This is a genomic window from Soonwooa sp., assembly GCF_030151385.1.
Classification (GTDB): domain Bacteria; phylum Bacteroidota; class Bacteroidia; order Flavobacteriales; family Weeksellaceae; genus Soonwooa.
This window is the reverse complement of record NZ_JASLDS010000073.1, coordinates 125655-140432: the sequence shown is the minus strand read 5'-3', so window position 1 is coordinate 140432 and position 14778 is coordinate 125655. Positions and strand designations below refer to the sequence as shown.

13 protein-coding genes and 2 tRNA genes are annotated in these 14778 nt (G+C 34.9%); 10 read left to right on the top strand and 5 right to left on the bottom strand.

Translation table 11 applies throughout. The annotated features are described in order from the left end of the window. The first annotated feature begins 103 nt into the window (after positions 1–103). Genes Q1V95_RS15340 through Q1V95_RS15320 form a run of 5 tightly spaced genes read left to right on the top strand, consistent with a single transcriptional unit; the run spans position 104 to position 5992 of the window. Positions 104–1963, top strand: coding sequence for a DNA topoisomerase IV subunit B (locus Q1V95_RS15340; protein ID WP_300675590.1), 1860 nt, complete (start codon positions 104–106; stop codon positions 1961–1963). Positions 1964–1986: 23 nt separating this feature from the next. Continuing rightward, a complete protein-coding gene (locus Q1V95_RS15335) occupies positions 1987–2478 on the top strand; it encodes a hypothetical protein (protein ID WP_300675589.1) in 492 nt (163 codons plus the stop codon). Next, positions 2478–5087 carry a DNA gyrase/topoisomerase IV subunit A gene (locus Q1V95_RS15330; protein ID WP_300675588.1) on the top strand — a complete coding sequence of 870 codons (2610 nt, stop codon included), beginning with the start codon at positions 2478–2480 and terminating at the stop codon, positions 5085–5087. The genes Q1V95_RS15335 and Q1V95_RS15330 overlap by 1 nt, the downstream gene beginning before the upstream one ends. Beyond that, positions 5087–5743 carry a rhomboid family intramembrane serine protease gene (locus Q1V95_RS15325; RefSeq protein ID WP_300675587.1) on the top strand — a complete coding sequence of 219 codons (657 nt, stop codon included), beginning with the start codon at positions 5087–5089 and terminating at the stop codon, positions 5741–5743. The genes Q1V95_RS15330 and Q1V95_RS15325 overlap by 1 nt, the downstream gene beginning before the upstream one ends. A gap of 24 nt (positions 5744–5767) precedes the next feature. Beyond that, positions 5768–5992 (top strand): (4Fe-4S)-binding protein, encoded by a 225-nt coding sequence (locus tag Q1V95_RS15320; protein WP_300675586.1) that lies wholly within the window; start codon positions 5768–5770, stop codon positions 5990–5992. 33 nt (positions 5993–6025) lie between these two features. Here Q1V95_RS15320 and prmC read toward each other — a convergent pair whose 3' ends face one another. From prmC to Q1V95_RS15305, 3 genes are all read right to left on the bottom strand, one after another. Next, positions 6026–6880 carry a peptide chain release factor N(5)-glutamine methyltransferase gene (gene prmC / locus Q1V95_RS15315; RefSeq protein ID WP_300675585.1) on the bottom strand — a complete coding sequence of 285 codons (855 nt, stop codon included), beginning with the start codon at positions 6878–6880 and terminating at the stop codon, positions 6026–6028. A gap of 99 nt (positions 6881–6979) precedes the next feature. Then, positions 6980–7741, bottom strand: coding sequence for a peroxide stress protein YaaA (locus tag Q1V95_RS15310; RefSeq protein ID WP_300675584.1), 762 nt, complete (start codon positions 7739–7741; stop codon positions 6980–6982). A 379-nt stretch (positions 7742–8120) separates the two neighbouring features. Then, the gene (locus tag Q1V95_RS15305; protein ID WP_300675583.1) at positions 8121–8732 is read right to left on the bottom strand and encodes an L-threonylcarbamoyladenylate synthase; all 612 of its coding nucleotides are present in this window, start codon (positions 8730–8732) and stop codon (positions 8121–8123) included. Positions 8733–8982: 250 nt separating this feature from the next. On the opposite strand from Q1V95_RS15305, the gene Q1V95_RS15300 reads away from it, so the two are divergent. Next, positions 8983–9055: transfer RNA gene (locus tag Q1V95_RS15300), tRNA-Met, on the top strand. Between the two features lie 33 nt (positions 9056–9088). On the opposite strand, the gene Q1V95_RS15295 is transcribed toward Q1V95_RS15300, so the two are convergent. Together Q1V95_RS15295 and Q1V95_RS15290 are read right to left on the bottom strand one after the other, a co-directional pair. Then, positions 9089–10333 (bottom strand): erythromycin esterase family protein, encoded by a 1245-nt coding sequence (locus Q1V95_RS15295; protein ID WP_300675582.1) that lies wholly within the window; start codon positions 10331–10333, stop codon positions 9089–9091. Positions 10334–10386: 53 nt separating this feature from the next. Next, positions 10387–11028 (bottom strand): DUF4272 domain-containing protein, encoded by a 642-nt coding sequence (locus tag Q1V95_RS15290; RefSeq protein ID WP_300675581.1) that lies wholly within the window; start codon positions 11026–11028, stop codon positions 10387–10389. Positions 11029–11319: 291 nt separating this feature from the next. On the opposite strand from Q1V95_RS15290, the gene Q1V95_RS15285 reads away from it, so the two are divergent. The 4 genes from Q1V95_RS15285 to Q1V95_RS15270 all read left to right on the top strand — a co-directional run bounded on the left by Q1V95_RS15285 (position 11320) and on the right by Q1V95_RS15270 (position 14750). Continuing rightward, a tRNA-Met gene (locus Q1V95_RS15285) sits at positions 11320–11392 on the top strand. Positions 11393–11477: 85 nt separating this feature from the next. After that, entirely contained in the window at positions 11478–12140 is a 663-nt protein-coding gene (locus Q1V95_RS15280) for a hypothetical protein (RefSeq protein ID WP_300675580.1), read from the top strand. Positions 12141–12288: 148 nt separating this feature from the next. Continuing rightward, positions 12289–12648 carry a BlaI/MecI/CopY family transcriptional regulator gene (locus Q1V95_RS15275; protein ID WP_300675579.1) on the top strand — a complete coding sequence of 120 codons (360 nt, stop codon included), beginning with the start codon at positions 12289–12291 and terminating at the stop codon, positions 12646–12648. Next, positions 12648–14750, top strand: coding sequence for a M56 family metallopeptidase (locus tag Q1V95_RS15270; protein WP_300675578.1), 2103 nt, complete (start codon positions 12648–12650; stop codon positions 14748–14750). The genes Q1V95_RS15275 and Q1V95_RS15270 overlap by 1 nt, the downstream gene beginning before the upstream one ends. The last annotated feature ends 28 nt before the right edge of the window (positions 14751–14778 follow it).

The following is a 14778-nucleotide window of genomic DNA, read 5'->3' as shown; positions in this document are numbered from 1 at the left end:
TTTTTAACAATAATTTTCAATTGTAAAACTTAATCTTTATTTTTGTAAATAGTGTCAAAAGTTTTTAGAAATTTACACTAAAAGTGACGCGAGAGCTTATAATATGGTAGAAAATAACACAGTTAATTATTCCGAAGATAATATCAGAACCCTCGATTGGCAAGAGCACATTCGACTGCGTCCTGGGATGTACATCGGAAAGTTGGGAGACGGATCTTCGGCGGATGATGGTATTTATATTTTACTGAAAGAGATTATCGACAACTCGATTGACGAATTTGTCATGAAAGCTGGTAAACGTATCGAAATTAAGATTGACGAAAAGAAAGTCGTAATCCGAGATTTTGGACGTGGTATTCCGCTGGGAAAGATGGTTGATGCAGTTTCTAAAATGAATACTGGTGGTAAGTATGATAGCAAAGCCTTCAAAAAATCGGTAGGACTTAACGGTGTTGGTACCAAAGCTGTTAACGCACTTTCGGATTATTTCCGAGTGAAGTCCGTGCGTGAAGGAAAAATGAAAATGGCGGAATTTTCTCGTGGTGTTATCACGGAAGAATTTGCTGAAGTAGAGTCCTCTGACCGCAATGGTACGGAGATTAGCTTTACGCCAGACATGGATATTTTTGTTAATTATAAATTCAGAAAAGACTATATCGAGCGTATGCTTCGTAATTATGTTTATCTGAATCCAGGTCTAAAAATTATCTTTAATGGTGAAACTTTTTTCTCTGAAAATGGACTTCGTGATCTTTTGGAAGAGGAATTGGAAGGTGATATTCTTTATCCAATTATCCACCTTAAAGATGAAGATATTGAAGTGGCAATCACGCATTCTGACAAGTCGCAAACGGAAACTTATTTTTCTTTTGTGAATGGTCAAAATACAACACAAGGTGGTACGCACCTTAATGCTTTTCGAGAAGCTTATGTTAAAACCATTCGAGATTTTTATAATAAAAATTTTGAAGCTGCAGATATTAGAAAGTCTATTATTGCAGCAGTTTCGGTTAAAGTTATCGAACCTGTTTTTGAGTCGCAGACCAAAACTAAGTTAGGATCTAACGAGATGGAACCTGGCAAAACGACGGTTCGTACGTTTGTGATGGATTTTCTAAAGAATAAGTTAGATAATTTCCTTCACAAAAATCCTGAAATTGCGGAAGCTATTTTGCGCAAAATTTTAATTTCTGAACGTGAAAGAAAAGAGCTTTCTGGAATTCAGAAATTGGCAAGAGAACGTGCTAAAAAAGTATCACTTCATAATAAAAAACTGAGGGACTGTCGTCATCATTATAATGACCAAAAGGCAGCTCGAAAGTCGGAAACGATGATCTTCATAACCGAGGGAGATTCGGCTTCGGGATCGATTACAAAGTCTCGCGATGTGGAAACACAAGCTGTTTTTTCTTTAAAAGGTAAACCATTGAATACCTATGGTTTAACAAAGAAAATTGTTTACGAAAACGAAGAATTCAACTTGTTACAAGCTGCGCTTAACATTGAAGAAAGCATGGAGGATTTGCGTTATAATCATGTGATTATCGCAACCGATGCCGATGTCGATGGGATGCACATCAGATTATTGATGATTACATTCTTCTTGCAATTCTTCCCAGATGTTATCAAAAATGGACACCTTTTTATTTTGCAAACACCTTTGTTTAGGGTAAGAAATAAAAAAGAAACGAGATATTGCTATTCAGAAGAAGAACGTATTAAAGCTCTTAATGAGTTAGGTAAAAATCCTGAGATTACGCGATTCAAAGGTTTGGGAGAGATTTCGCCAGACGAGTTTAAGCATTTTATCGGAAAAGATATTAGGTTAGAGCCTGTGGTTTTAGGAAAAGATCAAACTATTGATCAGCTTTTAGAATTCTACATGGGGAAAAATACGCCAGAAAGACAATTGTTTATTTTAGATAATCTTGTTGTCGAAAATGATGATATTGACCAAAAGTAAAGTTTAACAAGTCTTTGTTTATCATGAGATTAAGTAATAAGAAAAAGATTCCTTTTTTTAGTTTTCTGCAGACAATGATTCTGATGGCTACTGTTTTTGGGGTAATTATGTTTTTGGTTGAGCGATACAAAATTGATTTCCTCGGTTGGGAAAGTATTTTTTTTCTGATTATTCCTGCAGTTCTCATCATTTTGTATTTAGTTCGTGGAAAGCAAGTTTTTGAGTATGATAGTGATGGCGAAACATTGACTTTTAACAATTACAGTACGATCCCAATGTTTAAGAATCCTAAAAAAGATGAGTTTCCAAAATATAAACTTAAAAATTTTGAAGTTGCCAATTTCTATTTTGTAAAAAAAATAGTAATAACACTTCACAGTAAAAAGAATAATCATTTGATGCTCAAATACGATATTTCTTACCTAAGCAATAAAGAAGTTAAAGATTTAAAACTATCATTGAGAAAAGTTTTAAATGCAAATAAAGAAAGCCAATTGGTTACCGAAACAGTATAATGGAAGAGAATAATTTTCAAGAAGAAGGCCTGAAGAAAGTTTCGGGATTATATAAAGATTGGTTTTTAGATTATGCATCTTATGTAATTTTGGATCGTGCAATTCCATCAGTTTTTGATGGTTTCAAGCCGGTGCAAAGACGTATTCTGCATTCGATGCGAGAGCTAGAAGACGGTCGTTACAATAAAGTTGCAAACATTGTTGGTAATACGATGAAGTACCATCCACATGGTGATGCTTCGATTACAGATGCGATGGTACAAATTGGTCAAAAAGAATTGCTAATTGATACGCAAGGTAACTGGGGAAATATCTTTACAGGAGATTCTGCCGCAGCTGCGCGTTATATCGAAGCGCGTTTGACGCCTTTTGCGCTAGAAGTTGTCTTTAATCCCAAAACAACGGATTGGGTAAAGTCTTATGACGGTCGTAATAACGAACCGATTGATTTGCCTGTTAAGTTTCCGATGTTGCTGGCGCAAGGTGCTGAAGGTATTGGTGTTGGTCTTTCGACGAAGATTATGCCACACAATTTTAACGAGTTGATTAATGCTTCTGTTGCTTATCTTAAAGGTAAAAAGTTTGATGTTTTTCCAGATTTCTTAACTGGTGGAATGTTGGATGTTAGCAATTATAATGATGGACATCGTGGCGGAAAACTTCGTGCTAGAGCCAGAATTATCCAAAAGGATAAAAACACGCTTTGCATAACAGAGCTTCCTTTTTCTAAAAATACGGGTGATTTGATTGATAGCATCATCAAAGCCAACGAAAGAGGTAAGATTAAAATTAAAAAAATTGAAGACAATACATCGGATAAGGTAGAGATTATCATTCATTTGACGAATGATGTTTCGCCTGATAAGATGATTGATGCCTTGTATGCTTTCACAGATTGTGAAGTTGCGATTTCTCCGAATGCCTGCGTTATTGTTGGAGACAAGCCAATGTTCTTATCGGTTTCGGAAATCCTTAGAAGAAATACCGATCATACGGTTTCTCTATTAAAACTAGAATTAGAAATTGAACTTGGTGAGTTAGAGGAAAAATGGCATTTCGCTTCACTTGAAAAAATCTTCATCGAGAACGAAATTTATCAAGAGATCAAAAATAAAACTTCTAAAGAGGAAGTTTATGCTGCGATTGATAAAGCTTTAGAGCCTTTTACCAAACATCTGATGCGTGCTGTAACGACAGATGATATTATCCGATTGACCGAATTACCTTTCATGAGAATTTCGCGTTATGATCAGGACAAAGCTTTAGAAAATATTGCTGCATTAGAAGGTAAAATCGAACAAGTTAAACATCATCTTGCAAATCTTGTCGCTTATGCGATTGACTATTTTACCAACATTCAAAAGAAGTTTGGTAAGAACAAAGAGCGTCGTACAGAGCTTAGAGTTTTTGATACAATTGATGCGACCAAAGTGGCAGTCGCTAACGAAAAATTCTATGTTAATCGTGAAGAAGGTTTCATTGGAACTTCTTTAAAGAAAGACGAATATGTCTTCGATTGCTCGGATATTGACGATATTATCACTTTCCGAAAAGATGGTGGAATGCAAGTTACCAAAGTTGAAAGTAAAACTTTTGTTGGTAAGAATATCTTGCATGTTGGCATTTGGAAAAAGAACGACAAACGTACCGTGTATAATATGATTTACCGCGAAGGTAAAGAAGGTCCATATTATATGAAGCGTTTCGCGGTGACTGGTGTTATCAGAGCGAATGATTACAAATTGGCGTCGGACAAAAGAGGTTCTGAAGTCTTGTACTTTTCAGCGAATCCTAATGGCGAAGCAGAAGTTGTTTCGGTATTGTTAAAACCAAATGCGCGTATTAGAAAAAATAGAATTGAAGTTGATTTTTCCGAATTAGCGATTAAAGGTCGTGACTCTCGCGGAAATCTCGTAACTAAATATGCTGTTAAAAAAGTGGACCTAAAAGAAGAAGGTGTTTCCACTTTGGCACCGAGAAAGATTTGGTTTGACGAAAGTGTGCGTCGACTCAATGCAGACGGACGCGGAAGCTTGTTGGGCAGCTTTAAAGGTGAAGACAAAATTTTAACAATCAATACGCAAGGTGAAGCCAAGTTGGTGTCCTTTGATTTGAGTAATCGTTTTGATGACGAATATTTAATTTTAGAAAAGTGGAAACCAGAGCAAGCGGTGACCTGTATTTATTTTGATGGCGAAAAAGCAATTTACTTCATCAAGCGTTTCTTGTTCGAAAATACGCCAAGTGTCCAAACCTTTATGCCATCGGAACATGCAAAATCTTTTATAGAATTTGTTGGGACTAATGATGGTTGCATTGCAGAAGTTAATTTTGCTAAAGATAAATCTGGAAAAGAAAAAGAGTCCGAAAGCATTAACCTTGACGAATTTATCACCGTTAAAGGTATCAAAGCGATGGGCAACCAGTTTATAAAAGATAAAGTCAAAAATATTAATATCATTATTCCGGAGCCTGTTGAGGAGCCAGAAGTAGAAGAGGAGTTTGATGTTACTGCCAATTCGGCGGAGTTTGATGAGGGCGGAACAATTGGTGACCTTTTTGATGAACCAGAGACAGATCAAGAATCAGAACCAGAAAACGAAGAATAATGCCACCAATCCTACTATTTGTCATCGTTGTAACTTGTGGAATCAGTATCTACGGATTTCAGAATCAAGCTTTTTTTGAAAAGTATAAATTCAATGTTGGCGCTGTCCAATCTCGAAAAGAATACATAAGATTATTGTCTGCTGGCTTTTTGCATGGCGACTTTATGCACTTGTTTTTTAACATGTTCACGCTATATTTCTTCGCACCAATCGTGATGTCGGCGTTTGGAGAAATTGGATTTTTGATTGTGTATTTTGGTTCGATATTGTTGGGGAATTTATTCAGTCTTTATATTTATAAACATCAAAGTTATTATTCAGCGATTGGCGCTAGTGGTGGTGTTTCGGGCGTTTTGTTTGCTGCAATTGCAGCCTATCCACAAATCGGCATCGGCATCATGTTTATTCCATTGCCAATTCCTGGTTATATTTTTGGTGCGTTGTATTTCGCGTATTCGGTGTATATGATGCTTAATCCAAAACAATGGGACAATCTAGGTCACGCCGCGCATTTGGGTGGTGCAGCATTTGGATTGTTGTATGCAGTGGTGTTCCATTTGGATTTGGTAATTAAAAACGCAATGTATTTGGGTATTATGTCTTTGCCATTAATTTATTTAGCTTATCAAATTTTTACAAAGAAAAAAATTGGTTAACTTTAAGTAATAAATACAAACAATATGGAAACTAAAAGATATACCGACAATAGAGATATTACAGTCCTGTGGACACCCGAAAAGTGTAAGCATGCTGGCATTTGTGTTAAGTCGCTTCCCAAAGTTTATAATCCCAAAGCAAAACCTTGGATTAAGCCAGAAATGGCGACACAGGAGCAATTGGTTTCACAAATTAATGCTTGTCCGTCAGGAGCTTTAGGATATGTTATCGAAGATAATTCTAAATAAAAAAATAAGAAAAGCGAACTATTTTGGTTCGCTTTATTTTTTCACATAGATCATTCTGTCATTATCAGAGAGATCTTTTATAAGTTTTGAAATTTCAAAATCTTTATATAATTCTAAAGTTTCGGGACCATATTTTTGGTTGATTTCTAGGAAAATTAATCCTTTTTCATTTAAGTGAGATTTCCCAAGTTCAGCGATTCTTTTATAAAATATCAACGCATCTTCCGTCGGTGAAAATAAAGCCAAATTTGGTTCGAACGATTTTACAGAATCCTCGATGTTAATATTCTCGTCAATGCCGATATAAGGAGGATTGCTGATGATAATGTCATAAACATCCTCTGGGTTTTCGTTAAGAATATCTTTTTGATAAAACTGAATTTCAACTTGATGTAAAGTCGCATTTTCTTTAGCTACACTCAGCGCTTCTTTGGAAACATCCAAGGCGTGAACTTCGGCTTCTGGAAAATGATGTTTCAAGATGATTGGGATAATACCACTTCCAGTTCCAATATCAAGAATTTTTAAATTTTCAATTCTGTTTTCTTTCTGGAATTCTTTGATATAGTGTGAAGCCATTTCCAAAAGTTCTTCTGTTTCAGGACGCGGAATTAAAACATGTTCATTAACCTTAAATATTTTTCCGTAAAAATCTGCTTCACCTGTAATCTGTTGATAAGGTTTGCCAGATTTTAAATCATTTAAAATTGTTTCAAAAGTTTCTTGATCAGCTTTTAGGACTTCTTGGTTTTCAAATTTTCGAAGTTGGTGTCTTGTAAAACCAAAGATTTTATCCGTGAAAATATAAAACAAGCTGATGCTTTCGGAAGTTGAATACAATTCTGAAAGTTCATTTTGAAAACGTTTTTTAAGGTCTGAAATGGTCAATTTGATACTTTTGATTTAAGATTTTTGATTGACGCTTAGTCACTTCGAGTAGCGCAGCGTATCGAGAAGTATTTTAAATTTGAATTCTTTGACTTAAAACTATCTTGTGAAAACAAGATTGGTCTCAGTCGAAAGCTTTTCGTCAATCAAATAATTTTCGTAATTAAATGCTTTAACATCGTTAAGTGTTTTCGCATTGGTTTCGGCACAAAAACGAATCATCAAACCTCTTGCATGTTTGGTATAGACAACAATCGTCTTTAGCTTTCCATCAGGTTGTATTTGTCGGAATTCAAAATCAATCATTGGTGCATTTATTTTTTTGCGATCGATAACTTTTACATATTCGTTGCTGGCTAAATTAAGAACCAAGTCTTTTGCTTTCAATTCTGAGTTAAGTTGCTCCGTCACACGCTCTGTCCAGAAATCGTAAAGATTTTTGTTTTTGTCAAACGCAAATGGACGTCCCATTTCTAGTCGATATAACATAATTCGGTCAGACGGTTTTAGCAAACCATAAAGTCCAGATAACATTCTGTAATTTTTTTGCAAATAATCTACTGCAGTTCTGTCCAGAGTTTTCGCATCCAAACCTCTGTAAACCTCGCCCACAAAAGCAAACATTGCTGGCGCAGATTCTTTTGGTTTTGGATTGGCTTTCCAGTTTTGGTTTCGTTCCCAATTCTCGTGTGCCAACTTTGGAGAAATCTCCATAAGATCTGACAGATATTTTGGGTCTTTATGTTTGAGGTAAGACTGTATTTCTTCAGCTTCTTTGATGAATTTTGGCGTTGTCGAACGCAGTAAATTCGTGTGATTTTCAATGTTCATCAATTTGGCTGGTGAGCTTAGTATTTTCATAATTTTGTTAAGTTTTTAATAAACTAATTTTTAGTTTGGGTTTAAAACAAATTAGCCACAAAAGTCACAAAAGAAATTCTAAATGTAGATTTTTCAAAAGTACAAATAAGAACAAAATGCAAGTTTGAATTTGCGCTTAAGAATTAATAATCTCGTAACTTTTATACTTAATTGAATTTTAAAAAAGGTCTCAATACTTTATTATTGTTAGTTGCAAAACTAAAATCTATCATAGATACTTCAACTTTATGGGATTGCGCCCCGGCGTTGTCGGAACTCCTTTTGCGAGAGGCTTTGCCGAGCAAAAGAGAGGGAGATACTTCGACTTCGCTCAGTATAAATTCCGACGGAAATGTGCGCCCAAAATAATTTTGAAACTCTAGATTTCTCCTTTTCCTTGACGGATAATTTCTGGTTCACCTGAGGTCAAATCGACGATGGTTGATGCAACATTGTCTCCATAACCGCTGTCGATAACGATGTCTACAAGGTTATCGTATTTTTCGGCGATCAATTCTGGGTCAGTAGAATATTCTAGGATTTCGTCCTCGTCGCGGATCGACGTTGATGCAATGGGATGTCCCAATTTCTCTACGATCAGCTGCGGAATGCTGTGGTCTGGCACTCTAATCCCAACCGTTTTGGCACCTTTATAAGCCAAGGGTAAGTTTTTGTTGGCATCCAAAATAAAGGTGAAGGGCCCAGGCAAATGGTTTTTTAGGAATCTGAAAGTCGACGTCTCAATAGGTTTGGTGAACTCGGACAAATGGCTAAGGTCGTTACAAATAATCGAAAATTTGGCTTTCTCTAGCTTTACACCTTTAACAATCGCCAGTTTTTCCATGGCTTTGAGATTGTTGATGTCGCAACCTAAGGCATAAATGGTGTCCGACGGGTAGATGATAAGCCCGCCGTCACGCAAGGTTTTCACGACTTGGTCGATATAGTTTTCTTGCGGATTGTCTGGGTATATTTTCAGGATTTTTGCCATAAGACAAAGTTAGTGAATTATGAAATAGAATTATGGATTTAGGAATTGATAATTTTGTTTTCGATAATTGTTGTGTTTTTTGGATAGAAAGTTTGCGATTTTGAAGTTTGAGCTTATTTTTTTGGTAAAAAAGCTAAACTATATCTTATTGATTAATAGTTGTTAATGTAGGTTCATGATTGGTTAATAGGAGATTTTTTGAATTTTAGTTGCATTATGAAAATAATGTTGTATATTTGCACCACAATATCGCGGGATGGAGCAGTAGGTAGCTCGTCGGGCTCATAACCCGAAGGTCATCGGTTCGAGTCCGGTTCCCGCTACTACAAAGGAGATTCAGAAATGAGTCTCCTTTTTTATTTTTTAGAAGCATTCACTAAGAGGTTAGAACTAGTCGATTTATTGATGAAAATAAGATAATCGAAGGCGTTAGTAACATCAATAGATTCGAACTCGCTCTTATCCTTCGTTAAACCGGAGCCTGTTTTTCGAAAAAGAATATTTTTCATTAACCATTTTGCAAGGGGATTATTTTCCTGCTTAATAGATTTTAGATCTAAAATAAAAACGGGAATATTTAAAGAATTAAGCGTGTATTCCAATGTGCCAGGAAAGGCTGTTTCTCCAAGATAAGACACGACATCGCCGTTAATACTTGCAGAATAGTGGCCTTCATAAAAGGCAAATCCAAAATTGATGTAATCGCTTCCGAAATCTTGCGCGAGCCAATGTCCCATTTTGTCCGAACCGCTTTTTGAAATATGATTGTTGTGGGCAGAAACAATTAGTTTAGAATTTGGTTTTTCATTCGCGATCCATTTAATGTTTTGTGCCATAAATTGATCTCGACGTAGATAGGTCAATTCAATATTTTGATCAATAATTGTCAGATTTTGCAAGAAGCGATTTTTTGTATCTGTATCAGAGATTTTACTTGCTTGCTTTTGGATTGGTATCAGTAATTCTTTTATTAATTGCTTATCTTTTTTAGAATAGAATCTTTGTCCATTATTGTTTGCTTGTAGCGCTTTCTCCAGTTGTTCGATTTCTGAGGCATGGAAATTATTTTGTGTGTAGACATCTTTCAACTGTGCAATAGCGCCTTGGGTGTATAGCATATCAAATCCATCAAAATAGACTTTTGAAGAATGTGTTGAATTATAATCATGAAGCCATTCAACGAAATCTAAGCTTTCTTGAGTTTCCCAAATCCAGAAATTCATTCCGCTAAGTAATTTCTTTGCACTAGATTGATTGTCAATGGTGTATTGATTCATAAGAAAACTTTCGGGCATCGAAGCTTCTAACACAAAGACGTTGATGTTTTTATTTTCTATAAGGTATTCGCTAATACGGTATTTTAATTTGTAGACTTCGCTGGAACCGTGCGTCGCTTCTCCCAAACCAATAATCTTCGCATTACCAATTAATTTATCAAGAACTGAAAGGTCAGAATTATCCGTAGTCGTTTGTTCAATGGATTTTAAAGGATAAGTAAATTTTGAAAGATATTCTTTTTGCTCGCTGGTTAATTCTTTATAGGATTGTGATTGTACAACGAGAAACAGCATTATACAGATGAAACCTAGTTTTAATTTCATTTCTTAAGGTTATTATTAAGCGTAAAAATATAGCTTTTTCTTTAAAATTAAAACTAGGTACTCATTTCTATGTCGTCCCAATTCGATTTTTTGTCCATCAACCATTCTAATGCTCTTCGGCGCTCATAGACAATTCCTTCGTTTATTTTTGCTTGTTTTCCATTAATACGTTCATCAACACAATACCAATGAAGTCTGTAATAAAAGTCAAGCATTGTGTAGATATCTTCATCAGATTTTAGGATGGTGAGTTTTTCGATTTTACTATTGTCTTCACTCTGCTCTAGGTTGGGTAGGAGTGAAGCCATATCGTCACCACACCATTGCGTCTCGTCCAAAGTTTTTATCATATCAGTTGCCCACATCAAAGCCCAAAGTCCTTCAAGATACCATCTTAACGAGTTGAACTCTCGTTCTGTAAGTTCGTCATTATCTTTCAATAAAATTTCATTTTCCCAGTTGGACAGATAGTTGTTAAAACCATTTTTATCAATCCATTTTCTGATGATCGTAATCGGTGCATCAAAAGAAATGTTGATTAAAGCATTCATAATAGACATTCGCGCTTTTACTTCTTCTAGACTGCGGACTTTTGGTGTTTCGAGAACTGGCAACCAAGCATTAAATTTATAAGCTTTAGCCTCGATTATTTTGTTATTTATTTCTCTTATTTTCAGTTTTTGCTCGTTTGTCATCGTGTGCTTTTTTTGAATTAAGTTAACAACTAAATATACAATATAATTTTTTAGCACATCAGAAATTTCTTTGTGTTCTAAAGATTGAAAGTCTTTTTTGTGAGATAAAAAGGCGTGATAAGTTACTGATGATTTTTTGGATGTAGATTAACTTTCAAGGTTTAAAACTCAAAGGCATTACAATGAAATTTTTTTTGATATTGAATTACAGTTAATTAAAAGCTTTTGTTTGCGTTTGTATATTTTTAATTTGGAGTATTCCGAAATTGTTGTATATTTGCAATCCAATATCGCGGGATGGAGCAGTAGGTAGCTCGTCGGGCTCATAACCCGAAGGTCATCGGTTCGAGTCCGGTTCCCGCTACTACAAAGGAGATTCAGGAATGAGTCTCCTTTTTGTTTTTACTTTCTGAATCTTTTTTGATACATTTAGCAAAATCAAAGTTTTAATGAAAGAAAAACTAAAATACATAGCCAAAATTTCTTCTATTGGTGTTTTTAACTTTTTGAAGGTTAATACCCTGGGTGCTTTCTCCACTATTATTTCGTGTATAATAGGCTTTTTTATGATTGGTTCTTCCATAGATGCTGGTCATACAGGACATGCTGGAGTTGTGCCGTTTTTGGTTATCACATTTATTACACGTCCCATTAGTTCTGTTTTATGGTTAGTTTCGGCATTTGTAAGTCCTTATTTGTTTTTTGCTTTAGCGAATAAATATGCTTTGATGAAAGTCGCTAATCGCTTTGTTAAGGATCATTCTGATGAATATATTAAACAAGTTCTAGATAAAATTATAAATATGGTTTTAGCTGATAATAGCTTTGCTAGTAAAGGTGCAGATTATGCGATGCTAAAACTAAAAATGCTAGATCAATTAAAACAGGAGCAAGAGAACAAATGGTTAAAGCGCATCATCGCTTTTGGAATAAAGAAAATTAACTTAGATGATATCGACTTTCAGGACAAGACTTTGACACCGAAAGTCGTAATTTCCAATAAGATTCTCGCAGCTATTGAGAATTTTACAGATGCTTCTCTCAAGCCTACATGGATTTTGATCGGAATTCAATGGTTATTATTAGTTTTTTATTGGTTGGTTAAGTTTTAAACTTAAAATATAATGTTGTTTTTCAATGCGTTATAAATTTTAACATGCTTTAACTATAAAAATAGTTGTACGCATTGAAAATTATTCTACATTTGTATTACTAAGAAATTAGTGATATAAGATTGATTGATTTATTAAACTGAAGATTATGAACAAGTTGACAAAAGCGGAAGAACAAGTAATGCAGTATCTATGGACTTTAGAAAAAGGTTTTTTAAAAGATATTTTAGAATTGTTTCCTGAACCAAAGCCGCATACCAATACGGTATCTACCATTCTGAAAATCCTTATGGAAAAAGGTTTTGTCGACTACACTACTTTTGGAAGACAACATCAGTATTTTGCAATTGTTTCAAAAGAAAGTTATAGTGGAAGAAGCATCAAAAGTCTCGTAAGAAATTATTTTGAAGGTTCTTATAAAAACGCGGTTTCATTTTTAGTAGAGAAAAACGAAATTAGTGTCGAAGATTTAGAAAAACTTTTAGACGAACTAAAAAATAAAGACTAATGGACGCATTTCTATTATACAGTCTCAAGATGATCATCTGCTCAGCAGTGATGTATGCTTACTATTTGATGTTTTTAAAAGATAAAACTTTTCACCATTACAATCGCTTTTATCTGTTGTTAACAGTGCTTATCAGTGTTAGTTTACCACTTTTGAAATTGTCTTATTTCACAATGGAAATTAATCCAAAAGTTATGTTTTTGTTCCAAAATCTTCAAGCAACCGAAAACACTACAAATCATGGCATCAGTTTTTATCAAATTTTTTATGCTATTATTGGACTGGTTTCAGTCATACTTTTAGCAAAATTAGTAATAGGCTTAATAAGAATCAATCACATCAAAAAAGCTTTTCCTCATGAGGAATTGCAAGGTATTAAGTTTTACCAAACCAACCTAGACGAAGCACCGTTTTCGTTTTTTAGAAATCTATTTTGGAAAAAATCAATCCAAATGGAATCGGCAGTAGGACAACAAATCCTAAAGCATGAGATGGTACACATCGAGCAAAAACATACTTGGGATAAGCTCTTTATGCAAATCACAAAGTCTATTTTTTGGATGAATCCTATTTTCTATATCATCAACAAAGAAATCAATCTTATACACGAATACTTAGCGGACAACAAGGCTGTAAAGCGTTCGGATACCAAAGCATTTGCGCAGATGCTTTTGGAAAGTCACTTTCCGGGAACGACTTTGCCAGCTACAAGTCCATTTTTATCATCTAACCTCAAAAAAAGATTAAAAATGCTTACAAAAAGTAAAACCAAATACAGTTATGCGCGCAGGATTTTTGCTTTGCCGCTATTGTTTATGCTGTCTTTCGCTTACCTAGTGAATGCGAAGAACCAAGAAATCAAGAAGACAAATATCGCCATCGATGAAGCGGTTAAAAGTATGAAAAAAGATACTGTAATCGTTAACCCGCAACAAGAGGCGTTAGAAAACTCACAAAAAGGTCTTAGAGAGACGAATGACCAAATCCAAAAAGACAACGAAAAAATTGCAGAAATCAACAAGAAAATTGCTGATAAAAACAAAGCAATTAATGATTTGGTAAAGGCTAAAAAAGAGAATTCGCCTGAGTATTTAGCAAAAACTAAAGAAGTCGAAGGATTGGCCAATGACGTGGATAATATTATCAACTCGGATCGTTATCAAACTTTGTTAAAACGTTCTGATGATTATGTACAAAGAATTGATGCGTATTATAATTCTCCAGAATACAAAAAGAAGATAGCGGATATCGAGAGAAATGCTGCAGAAATTGAGAAGAAGTACAATTCTCCAGAGTATAAAAAGAAGATAGCAGACATCGAGAGAAATGCTGCGGAGATAGAGAAAAAGTATAATTCTCCAGAATACAAAAAGAAAATTGCTGATATCGAGCAACGTGCTGCAGAACTGGAAAAAAGATATAATTCTCCAGAGTGGAAAAAGCAAATCGAAGAAGCGGCGAAAAGCGGAAGTAATGTCTACATCTACAATGGAAAGGATTATATAAGTGCATCTACTGGCAAGACACTTAGCGATCCAATCGTGTTATATGGAAAGGATTATATAAGTGCATCTACTGGCAAGACACTTAGCGATCCAATCGTGTTATCGGATTTTGCGATGCCTGCTATTGAGTTCGATAAATTATTGAAAGATATACCAACATTCGACTTCAAAGATTTTGGTCTTAATGAGTTTGGATTTGGGCGAGAAATGACTGCTAAAGAAAAACGTCAGTACGAAAAGCGTAAAAAAGAAATCGCCGAGCTACAAAAAAAATTGAATGAAAAACGTAAAGATCTAAGAAAAGATATGCCAATGGTAGATCGTCCTTGGGTTGTGAGTTCTCCTAAAACAATTGCGATTCCAAGAGTGCCTGGAACAGCATCTACTCCTAGTGGAATTACCTTGTTCAAAAGTGATAATTCTATGATGATTAATGGAATGGATTTCAGAAACTATGCTGGTACAGACATGAAGTACTATATCAATGGTAAGGAAGCTACAAAGGCAGAAATGGATAAAGTTGATCCAAAAGACATCAAAAGTGTTAATGTTAATTCTACCAACGGTAAAGGCGATTTAAAAATAGAAACAAGATAGTCAACACACACATTCACATTTATATTTA